Source organism: Thiohalocapsa sp. ML1, assembly GCF_001469165.1.
Classification (GTDB): Bacteria; Pseudomonadota; Gammaproteobacteria; order Chromatiales; family Chromatiaceae; genus Thiohalocapsa.
Window position 1 is genome coordinate 321,969 of sequence record NZ_JABX01000001.1, and the last position, 11,010, is coordinate 332,978.

General features: G+C 72.3%; 6 protein-coding genes. 3 read left to right on the plus strand and 3 right to left on the minus strand.

What is annotated here, in order from left to right; translation table 11 throughout:
- Nucleotide 1: 1 nt before the first annotated feature.
- Complete coding sequence (locus ML01_RS01305) at nt 2–1,237, minus strand: BPSS1780 family membrane protein (protein WP_058553570.1); 1,236 nt, start codon at nt 1,235–1,237, stop codon at nt 2–4.
- Between the two features lie 228 nt (nt 1,238–1,465).
- Nucleotides 1,466–3,397, minus strand: a complete 1,932-nt coding sequence (locus ML01_RS01310) for a hypothetical protein (RefSeq protein ID WP_058553571.1) — start codon at nt 3,395–3,397, stop codon at nt 1,466–1,468.
- Between the two features lie 328 nt (nt 3,398–3,725).
- Between ML01_RS01310 and ML01_RS01315 the strand changes: the two genes are divergently transcribed.
- The 3 genes from ML01_RS01315 to ML01_RS01325 all read left to right on the plus strand — a co-directional run bounded on the left by ML01_RS01315 (nt 3,726) and on the right by ML01_RS01325 (nt 10,344).
- Complete coding sequence (locus tag ML01_RS01315; RefSeq protein ID WP_058553572.1) at nt 3,726–8,597, plus strand: AAA family ATPase; 4,872 nt, start codon at nt 3,726–3,728, stop codon at nt 8,595–8,597.
- Nucleotides 8,598–8,790: 193 nt separating this feature from the next.
- A complete protein-coding gene (locus ML01_RS01320; protein WP_058553573.1) occupies nt 8,791–10,128 on the plus strand; it encodes a glycosyltransferase 87 family protein in 1,338 nt (445 codons plus the stop codon).
- Nucleotides 10,129–10,344, plus strand: a complete 216-nt coding sequence (locus ML01_RS01325) for a hypothetical protein (RefSeq protein ID WP_058553574.1) — start codon at nt 10,129–10,131, stop codon at nt 10,342–10,344.
- 452 nt (nt 10,345–10,796) lie between these two features.
- Here ML01_RS01325 and ML01_RS29475 read toward each other — a convergent pair.
- The coding region (locus ML01_RS29475) for a hypothetical protein (RefSeq protein ID WP_216819085.1) at nt 10,797–11,010 on the minus strand (214 nt) is incomplete at its 5' end.

The window sequence follows — 11,010 nt, forward strand, 5'->3', positions numbered from 1 at the left end:
CTCAGCCGGCGTGGCGGAAGATGTCCCGATAGCCGGTGTACTGGGTCAGCACGCCGATGGCGGCCGCGGCGAGCAGCAGCGGCACCAGCAGCAGCACGGCGATGAAGCCGAGCACGCCGGTCGCGGAGCCCGCCAGCGCGGCGCCCACGCCGACGAGGAGGCCGGCGACGATGGAGAAGCCGATCAGGATCACCAGCAGCACGAGCCCGTAGAGCAGAAAGGGCACGATGTTCTTCCAGCAGCCGTGGAAGCTCGCCTGCATCGCCTCCCAGGCCGTCATGTCCTCCAGCATCACCAGGGCCGGTGCAAACCAATAGGCCATGATCAGTGGGATCATCAGCGCCATGACGACGAGCACGAGCAGCACGATCGCCGTCGGCGCCACGGCGGCGGCAAACGCCTCCGGGTCGTTGGCCGACAGCGCCTCCAGCCCGGCGCCGGAGACGACGCCGCCGCCCACCAGGATGAGCACCGCCAGCAGCATCACGGCGAGGATGCCGACAAGGTAGAACACGGCCACCAGCGCGAGCTGACCGGCGCGGGCTGAGAAGCCGTCGAAGACCATGCTGACGCGCGCCTCCCCATGACGGTCGAGCTTGCCTGCGCCCGCCATCAGGCCGCCGCCGAAGATGGGCCCGAGCACGAAGCTCACCAGGCTGCCGACCATCGGCACCAGGCTCACGGCGACATTGATCAGATACACGGTCGCCAGCGCGCCGATCCAGGGGCGCGGTCGTGCCCGAAACAGCGCGTAGGCATCCCTGATCCAGAGCCACCCATGCCCCGCCGGGACGGCGTGCGGGCCCGTCATCGGGCCGTCGTCGTCCGTCATGGGCGGGGTCAGGTCCGCCTGCGGCGGGGCATAGGGATCGGCCGGATCGAACGCGGCAGCGCCCGCGCCGGCAGCGCCGGTGGCTGCGGCACCGCCCCAGTCGGGCGGCAGCTCGTCGTCGGCCGCCGCGCCGTCCATGCGGTCGCCACCTAGGGGCGTCCCGGCGGGCTCCACCCGCACCTCGAGGCCGATCTCCTCCAGCACATCGCGATACCGGGCGGCGTTCGCGTCATCCACGTCGTGCTTCAGGATGTGCTCGCCCTGGTCCAGGATCAGGCGCCGGGCCTTATCCTCAGCAATCTTAAACACGGCAGCGAAGTCTCGCGCCGCCTGCTCCGCATTGACGCCGGGCCGCAGTTGGCCGGTGAACACCACCTGGAAAACCGCCTGATTGAACGCGCTCATGGGGTGAGGTCTCCAAAGTCGCCCGCAGGACCCGGTTGAGTCCCTTCTTCGTAGATTTGTCTTCGCAGATTGTGGAACGAACCGGCCGGCGCCGTCTCGTTGTCGTTGTCGTTGTCGTGATGCTGATCGAAACCCGCAAGCCTCACCGGATTTCGATTTCGATTTCGATCCCGCCCCGATCCCCCAAGGACGCTGCGGCGCCGGGGTTGACCGGCGGGGAGGCGCCGGTCAGGCGGTGACCTTCTTCATCCACGCCAACAGGCCCGGCTCCGCGGCCCAAACGTCGCGCATGGCCTCGCGGTACAGCCAGGCCTGGTCGTCGCCGCCCGGCGCAAAGCCGCCCTGGTGCAGCGCCGGGCGGCGCACGCGTTTGCGCAGCAAAAAGCGCGGCACCCGCGGCAGCCGGCCGACGGCCTCGTGCAGCACCAGCGCGGCGCGCTCTTGATGGCCGAGCCGGTACAGCGCCAGCACCTCGCCGTAGGCCAGGTCCGCGAGGGCATCGGTGGGGAAGCGGCGGGCGAGCGCCAGCGCCAGCTCGTCCTCGTGCGCACGCAGGTAGTGGTTCATCAGCTCGGCGCGCACGCCGTGGTTGTCGCGGGGGTTCAGCGTCAGCAACAGCTCGGCGATGCCCGTCGCCGCGGCCTCGTCGCCGGCCTCGGCGAACTGGCGATAGCGACGGAACAGGAGCCGCAGCGCCGGGCGGTTGCGCGGGTCGGTCCAGGGCAGCGCCGCGGGGCCGTTCGGGCCCATGGCGTTGCGCAAGACCGACTCGGCGCGCTGCAGAACGGGGTCGAGCATGACGTGGGCAACCCAGGGCAGGCTGCTCTCGGGGTGCACGTAGAGCGCGGTGGCGACGTCGTCCAGCACGTCCAGGCTGTCCGCTGCGGCCGGCTCGGCCTCCAGGTAATCGAGCCATTCGTCGCGCAGCCAGGCGCGCTCGTGCTCGGTGCCGGCCAAGAGCGTGGACAACGGCTTGCCCACCGGGAACACCCGCCGCCAGCCGCGCTCGACGCCGGCCAGCGCGCGCCCGGCCGTGACGGCGCAGCAGGCGCCGCTGCGCTGCGCGCCCGGCGGCAGCGGCAACAGCTCCGGGTCGAACAAGGGCAACTGGCGCGGGTCGCCGCAGGTGGCGGGGTCGTCGATGGCCTCCAGGGCGAGCGGCGGCAGCGCCCGCGCGGCGAGAGCCTGGACCCAGTCGCGCAGCCGCAGCAGGGCCGGGTCCATGGCGCCGGCCTGGCTCATCATCAGGGCCTGCTGCGGGTCCTCGCGGGCACGCTCCAGAAACTCGTAAATGCCGGTGCCGTCGTGGCCCGCGCGGCGGAGCTTGTGCTGCCAGAAATGCGCACGGGCGCGGGCATGGTCGTCGCGATGGCGGGCGGCGAGCAGCGTGATCTCCAGCAGCGCCGTGCCGGGGTGGTCCGGCCCGTGGCGCTGTGCCTGCGCGAAGGCATCGGTGGCGTAATCGAAGTCGCCCTCGTCGATAAACATCACCGACAGCCGCTGCCAAGCCGCGGACTTGAGTGGCGCTGGCGCAACGTCGGTGATACGCAGCAGAAAGGCCTGCTTCTTCTTCCAGTGATCCAGCGCGTCGTAGGCGTCGCAGAGCATGTCGAGCGCCGGCTCGAAGGCCTCGTCCAGCGTCGCCAGGTCGCCGTCGAACAGCGGCTCCAGTAGCGCCGCGGCGCGCCCGGGCCGGTCCAGCGCGAGCCAGCGGTCCGCCACCTTCGCGAGCAGCGGGCGCGGCACGCTGCCGCTGTCCACCGCGGCCTTGAGCTGCGGCTCGCTGAGCTGGTCCAGCAGCGGGTCCCAGAGGATCTCGGGCGGCAGCTCGGGCACCGAGCCCGCGGCCATGCAGCAGTCGCCATAGGCGGCTCCGGAGCCGCAGCGGCAGGGGTCGGCGGGTGCGGGCTCCGCCAGCGGGCTGACGGTAAAACCCAAATCCGGCCGCGGCACGGCGTTCCAGATGGCCTGCGCGAGCAGCGCGGCGAGGCGGCGGGTGTCATCGGCGTCCAGCGATTCCACGCCCGCGAGCGCGAGCGGGATGCGCTCGCGCCCCCAGGTCAGGAACCGCTCGGGGTCCGGCTCGCGCAGAATGGTGCCGACCGCCTCGGTGAGGAGCTCGTCCATGCTGATGGATTCCAACGGCGCCTGTTGTCTCATAGCCCCTCCCGCGTGGGTTGGCTGCGCCGACACCGCTGCTCGGCTCGGGTGTCGGCATGCGGAGGCCGGCGCGCGTACCGGCGATGCGCGCGATTGTACCGCGGATGGGAGGGCCGAGGGCGAAGGCGGAGGGCGAAGGCGGAGGGCCGAGGGCCGAGGGCCAAGGACAGAGCGCCATCTACAGCGCCACCCTCCCTCCTTCAAACTTCACCCTTATTCCAAACTTCAAACTTCAAACTTCAAACTTCAAACTTCAAACTTCAAACTTCAAACTTCCCCCTTTCTTTTATCATCGGGCCATGATCGGTCCATCCAAAGCCGCCCCGGCATGAAGCAACGCGCCCGCGACGCGCGCATCCGCGTGTTCGTCTCCTCGCCCGCGGACGTGGAGCACGAGCGCGCCGCCGTCAAGGACATCGTCGAGCGCCTGAGCCGGGAGTATCTGCCCTATTTCGAGCTCCAGGCGGTGCTGTGGGAGGAAGAGGCGCTCACCGCCGATCGCACCTTCCAGGCCGGCCTGACCCAGCCCGAGGACTGCGAGATCGTACTTGTGATCCTCTGGACCCGGCTCGGCTCGCCGCTGCCGGAGGAGCCCTACCGGGGCATGACCGGCACCGAGTGGGAGTTCGTCAACGCCGTTGAGGCCTCCGCGCGCACCGGCTCGCCCGAGGTGCTGGTCTACCGCAAGACGGCGCCGAAGCTGGTGGACATCACCGACGGCGCCCGCGCCCGCGAGGCGGTGGACGACCGGCGCCGGCTCGATGACTTCTTCCGCACCAATTTCTTCAACGAAGACAATACCTTCCGGCGGGCGTTCCGGGACTTCGACAGCGATGCGGCATTCCGCGAGCTGGTGGAAACGCAGTTGCGCAAGCTGCTGAACCGCCGCATCAGCGCCGAGCGCCGTGCCGCCGGTGCCGGCGGCAGCCAGTGGCAGGGCAGCCCGTTCCGCGCCGACCGCCCCTTCGACATCGGCGACGAGCGCGTGTTCACCGGCCGCGAGGAAGAGATCCGCGGCCTGCTCCGGCGCCTGGAGCGGCGCCCACCCGGGCAGGCCGGCCTCATCGTCGTGAGCGGCGCGAGCGGCAGCGGCAAGACCTCGCTGTTGCGCGCCGGGCTGGTGCCGCGGCTGACGCGACCGTTTCTGTTCGAGGACATCGCCAGCGTGCGCTGCGTGCTGGTGGACCCGGTGCAAGACGGCCCCACACCGCTCGGCGCGCTCGCTGCCCGGCTCGGCGCGGCCGATGTGCTGGGCACGGCGCTCGCCGGCTTCGGCCTCGGTGCCGACGGCCTAGCGCGGCTGCTCGCGGGCGAGCCGGCGCTCGCCGCGCGCCAGCTCGCGGGCGCGATGCAACAGCTCGCGCAGGGCGGCGGGAGCGAGCGCGCCCTGCGGCTCGCCATTGTCGTGGACCCGCTGGAGCCGGCCCTCGACGCCGATGCCGCCAGCGCGGCGGCGCTGCTCGCGGCGTTGCGCGGGCTCGCCGCCCATCCGTCCATCTGGGTGGTGATGGCGCTGCGCAGCGACGCCTTGCGCGCGCTCGCCGGTCTGCCGGAGCCGCTGCTGGACCCGGCCCGGCCCGCCGCGGAGCAGTGGCTGGCGCTGGAGCCACCGCCGCCGATGCGCATCCGCCAGGTGATCGAGATCCCGGCGCGGGTCGCCGGCATCGAGCTCGACGGCAACAGCCCCGGCGAGGGCCGCGGCCTCGTCGAGCACATCGAGGCGGAGACCAGCGGCCTCAGCGCCTGGGCACCGCCGGTGCAGGCACTGTTGCAGCGCACCTACGAGCGCGCGCTGGCCGCGGCCGGCCCGGGCCGCGAGCTGACGCTCACCGGTGCCCAGGTGCGGGCGCAGGGCGGCGTCGCCGGCACCGTCATCGACCGCGCCGAGCAAGTCTGGGCGACGCTCGACCCCGCCGCCCGCGCCGCGCTGCCGCAGCTCTGCCGCGCGCTTGTCGCCGTCGACAGCAGCGCCGCCAACCGACCCGCGGCCCGCGCCGGCGACCTCGACGTGCTGCGCTCGGACCCGGACTGCCGGCGCCTCGTCGATGCGCTCATCGGCGCGCGACTCGTCACCGCCGAAGGCGTAGACGACCCGGAGCTGCGCCGGCGCTGCGAGGCGCCGGACCTGCGGCTGCTGGCCCTGTTTCGGGGCGTCTGGCGCCAGGGCCGCGAGGAATGGCACCTGCGCTGGCTGCGCCTGCGTGGCCGGACCCCGGAGCTGGCGTCCGCGCCCGCGGCGGCAGCCGAGCGCGACAGCGCGGAGCAGGCGGCGCCCGGCAGCCCCGCGGAGGGCCCGGACTGGCAGCACGTGCGCGCGGTGGCGAGCTTCGCGCACCCGGCGCTGTTCACGGACTGGGCGCCGGTGCGGAGCTGGCTCGCGGACGCCGGCCACCGCCGCCGGCTCTTGCTGCGCACGCAGCTCGACCGCCAGGCGCGGCTCTGGAAGCGCACGGACTGCAACCGCGATTATCTGTACCGGGATCGCGACTACGCCGCCGCCGAGCCGCTGACCCGCGAGCACGAGCCGGAGCTGGAGCCGCTGGAGCGCGAGTTCCTCGCCGCCACCGCGGCGAACCTGGCCTTTCTGCGCCGGCGCAACCGCTTCGTGCGCAGCGTCGGCGCGCTGCTGGTGGCGCTCATGCTCGGTGCGCTCACCGCCGCCGGGCTCGCCTGGCAAGCGCAGCGCAGCGCGCGCGTGAACCTGCACAAGAGCGTGCTCAAGGAGGCGGAGCTGCACATCGCCCGCGGCAACACGCCGCAGGCCGTCATCGACGCCATCAACGCGAGCCAAGACCTGCCGGAGCGCGCGGTGCGCACGCTGAGCCTGGCCTTCATGGGCAATCGGCTGCTGGCCATGGCCCCCTCCACCGGCGGCCGGCCGGGGGTGACGTACCTGCCCGGCTTCAGCGCCGACGGCGAGCTGCTCGCCAGCATCACGCCGGACCGCGGTCCGCTGCTGTGGCGGCTGGAGCGCGGGCGCTACGTGGCCGACCGGGACCTAGGCGGCGATGCGCTCGGGCTGCACAGCCTCGTGATCGGCGACGCCGACCAGGTGCTCGGCATCGGCGCCGACGGCGTCTGGCGCTTGCCCGCCGCGCCCGGCGCCGAGCCGCTCTATGCCTGCGGTACCAGCCCCGGCAGCGCCCTGGCGCTGAGCCTGGACCGGCGGCTGCTCGCCATCGCGGTGGCCGACGACGAGGGGCGCCACGGCGTCTGCGTGCTCGACCTGACGCTGCCCGGCAAGCTGCTGCTGAACCGGATGCTCGGCGACGGCGAGATCCGCGGGCTCGCCTTCGCGCCCGACGGCGACCGGCTCGTCACCGCCTCCGCCGCCGGGCGCAGCCAGGTGTTCGACATCGCGGCAGGGCGCCGAGTGCTGTCGCTGCCACCCGAGGGGCCGGTCGGGCGGCCGTTCAACGCCGCGGTGTTCGACGCCGCGGGCGAGCGTATCGCCATCGCCGGCGCAGATGAACAGGTGCGGGTGTTCGGCGCCGACGGCACGCCGCTGATGACGCTGTCGGACAGCAACATCGGCGGCACGCTGATCAAGGTGCATCGCACCGCGGTGCGGGACGTCGCCTTCGGGCGCAAGGGCGACTTCCTGGTCGCCGTGGACGACGAGGGGCAGGTGGTGCGCTGGACGCTAGACGCGAGCCGGCAGGCCGTCGTGCTCGGCAGTCACCAGCTCAGCGTCAGCGACGTCGAGATCGCCCCGATGCCGGCGCACAGCATCGGCAACCAGCATCTGGTCCTGACCGCCTCGCTGGACCAAACGGCGCGGCTGTGGAGCCTGGAGACGGGCAAGCCCATCGCCGTGCTCGGCCACGACGGTGCGGTCAGCGCCGTGCGCTTCAGCGCCGACGGCACGCGGCTGTTCAGTTTCTCGGCGCTGGACGGCACGGTGCGGCTGTGGAGCGTGGACCCGGTGACGCGGCTCGGCTTCGAGCTGCGCCATCCGGACCACGTTTGGGATCTGGCGATGGCGAGCGCGCCAGAGGCGCTGGCCCCCAACGGCAAGGCGCTGCTGCTCGCCACCGCGGGCTTCGACGGCGGCGTGCGCGTCTGGCGCTACGAGCGCATGGCGGATCGCCCTGCGCCCGAGCTGCTGCACACGCTGACCGCCCACACCGGGCGCGTACGGCAGGTGAGCTTCGATGCCACCGGGCGCTTCGTGGCCTCGGCCGCCTACGACGGCACGGCGGGCGTGCATGACCTCGTCACCGAGCACTCCTGTGCGCTGCCGGCGGCGACAGCGCCGAACGGCGAGGTCTACAACGCGCTGTTCGGCCCGGCCGGCGACTGGCTCCTGACGACCTCCGACGACCCGGCGGGGCCGGTGCGGCTGTTCACGGTGCCGGCCTGCAAACCGCTTGCCGACACTCCCACACTACCGCACGGCCAGGTGCCGGTGGAGGCGGCGGCGGTGCAGGCCGTGGGCGCGCGCACGCTGGTGGCCACCGGCGATGATGCCGGCGTGCTGCGGGTCTTCTTGCGCGACGCGGCCGGCGCTTGGCGGCCGGGCTGCGAGCAAGAGGTCGGCATCGGCGCCATCGGCGACATTGCGCTCAGCGCGGAGGGCGGGATCGCGGCGGTGGCCGGCGCCGATGCGCGCGCCGCGCTGGTGGCCATCGACGCGGACGGCGCGTGCCGGCTCGCCGGCCACCTGACCGGCCATGCCGGGCGCGTCTACAGCGTCGCCATCGCGCCGGACGGCGCGCAGGTGCTGACCGCATCGCTGGATAAGACGGCGCGGGTCTGGCAACGCGACGGTACGCCGGTGTCGGTGCTGATGGGCCACCAGGACCGCATCTACCGCGCCGACTTCAGCCCGGACGGCCGCTGGCTGCTGACCGCCTCGCGCGACGGCAGCATCCGTCTATGGCGCCGACCGGACGCGCCGATGGATGGGTCCAACGAGCTCGTGGAGCAGCAGGCGTTTCTGCCGGTGCAGGCCAGCCTGGGCGGCGTCGCCGCGGCGGTGTTCAGCCCTGAGGGCCGTTACATCGCCGGCGCCTATTGGGAGAACGCGGCGATGCTCTGGCGCATCTGGCGCGACGGCGGCGAGGTGTCCGCCGAGGTCCGCAAGCGCTGGGGCGAGGACCGCAGCAGGCTCGCGCTGATCCGCGAGGCCTATCGCTTCCGCGCCGACAACGTCATCGTGGACGACGCGGCGGCGGCACGCGCGGATGCTGAGCCCTAGCGCAGCGAAGCCTCAGGCCGACGAGTCGCACTCATCGCTATCGAAATCGCAATCGAAATCGAAATCGAAATCGAAATCGAACCGAGTGTCAGCCGATCCCGATCCCAATCCGGGGCAGAGAACCCTTTTGCGCAACCCGCGCCTTATCGCCACTGAAACAAGGGCCAAGGGCCAAGGGCCGAGGAGGGCTCCCTTGGCCCTCGGCCCTCGGCCCTCGCTCCTAAGGCCCCTGCCGCTGCTCGCCGCGCTCGCGCTCTTCGCCGTCATAACCGCGCTGACGCCGCTGCGCGCGCTGGACCTTGATGTCTACCTGGCGGCGGCCGAGCGCGTCTTCGTGCTCGGCACCGAGCCCTATACCCGGCCGGGCGACGCCGGGCTGCCCTTCACCTATCCGCCGACGGCGCTGTTTCTGCTGCAGCCGCTGGCCGGGTTGTCATCGGCCGCGGCATCCGCGCTGCTGTGGTCGGTCAACATCGCGCTGGCGCTGGTCTTGATGCTGCTGCTGCCGCGGGATTTGGCGCGCGGCGGCGCGAGCGCGGACGCGGCGCTGGCGGGCCGGCGCCTCGCCACCTGGGGGCCGCTCTACGTCGCTGGGTTCGGCGCGGTCTATCTGACCATCCACTTCCAACAGACGAACCTGCTCCTGCTGCTCTGCCTCTGGGGGTACTGGCGCATTGCGCGGGCACCGTCGGGGCCGGGCGCCGCGGGCGGGCTCGCGGGCGGTGCGGCGCTCGCGCTCGGCAGCGTCGCGAAACCGCACTACGGCCTGCTCGTGGTCGCCGCCTTCGGCTGCCTCGGCCGGCGGGCATCAGGCGGTGGCTGGCGCGCGGGACCGGGTGCATGGCTCCTTGCCGGCGCAGCGCTCGCGGGGGCGGCGCTGCTCGGGCTCAGCGTCGCCCTCGCCCCCGCCAGCAGTTGGTCCGCCTGGTGGGCGCTGGTGCCGGGGACCACGAGCTTCACGGAACTGCCGCCGGGGCACAGCAGCATCGCCGCGCCCTGGAACCGCAGTCTCGCCGGCGAGCTGTCGCGCTGGCTGGTGCCGAACAAGTTCACGGCGCCCGTCGTGGCGAGCCCGGAGCTCGCAGCGCTGTTCGCGACGGGGCTGGTGCTGGCGCTCGGCCTGATCACCGGCTGGGCGGTGACGCGCTCGCTCCGGGCACGGCGCTGCGGGCAGACCCTTGACCAGCCGGTGGCCGTGGATCTGGAGCTGTCGCTGCTGTCCGTCTGGGTCTTCCTCGCCGCGCCGGCGAGCTGGACGCATCACCTGGTGATGCTGTTGCCAGCGGCGCTGGTGCTACTGCGCGACGGCGTGCTGCACGCGCGCGCGGATGCGGTTGGGCGGCTCGCCGCCGGGCTGGTGCTAGCCGTGCTCGCGCTGACGCTCGATGACCTGATCCCGCGCGAGGTCCGCACCGACTCCCGGGCCATCATGGCGCTCATGACCGTGGCGGTGCTCGGGCTCTGGGCCCTGCTGCTGGAGCGGCTGGTCCGGCACACCGCAGCGCGGCGCCGGGCGGCGGCAGAGCCCTGAGTGACGGTTCAAGTGCGGCGAAAACCCGACGTCAAGGACATCGCTATCGAAATCGCGATCGGGATCGGGATCGGGATCGGGATCGGGATCGGGATCGGGATCGGGATCGGGATCGCTATCGGGATTGCTATTGAAATCGGGACCAACACGACACGAACTGCTGAGCCGTCTAGCGCTTCGCTGCCCAAATCCCGAGACCCGGGTTTCGTCGTTTGACGGTTATTGACTGGAATGTTGACTGGAGTGTTGACTGGAGTGTTGACTGGAGTGTTGACTGGAGTGTTGACTGGAGTGTTGACCTCCAGGTCAACACGGCGACAGAGCGGAATGCACTGATGTCGCGAGCGCCGAGCCGACCGGGAGGTCGGCTCTCCGGCCCGACCCCGGCTCCGGCTCCGGCTCCGGCTCCGGCACGGCTACGGGCGCATAAGTGTTTCGCTGTCGAGTCTCCACCGTTCCCGCGCGTCACTGCACCGCGGCGCTGAGCGCCGTTTGAGGCGCGACACCGCTGAAGCTGTGTCGCAAGTGGATTATCGGCTCGCCGCCGGCGCGGCTCACTGGGACCGCCGGCTTTCCAGCCGGCTCGGCGCCGACGCGGCTCGATGCCGGGTCGGCGTCGCCTGGGCTGACACAAGGCCACCATGCGCGCTCGTCCGCCCGGCGGCGCGTCATGGGCAACCGCCCGGCTCCCGCGCCGCAGATCGCGCGCCGGGGGCATCGAGCCCCCGGCACGCGAAGCCGGCTGAAAGCCGGCGCTCCCAGTCCGTGCCGGCGCCGCTCACTGGGACCGCCGGCTTTCCAGCCGGCTCGGCGCCGACGCGGCTCAATGCCGCGCCGGCGGCGTCCGGGCCGACAAGAGGCCACATGCGCAGTCGTCCGCCC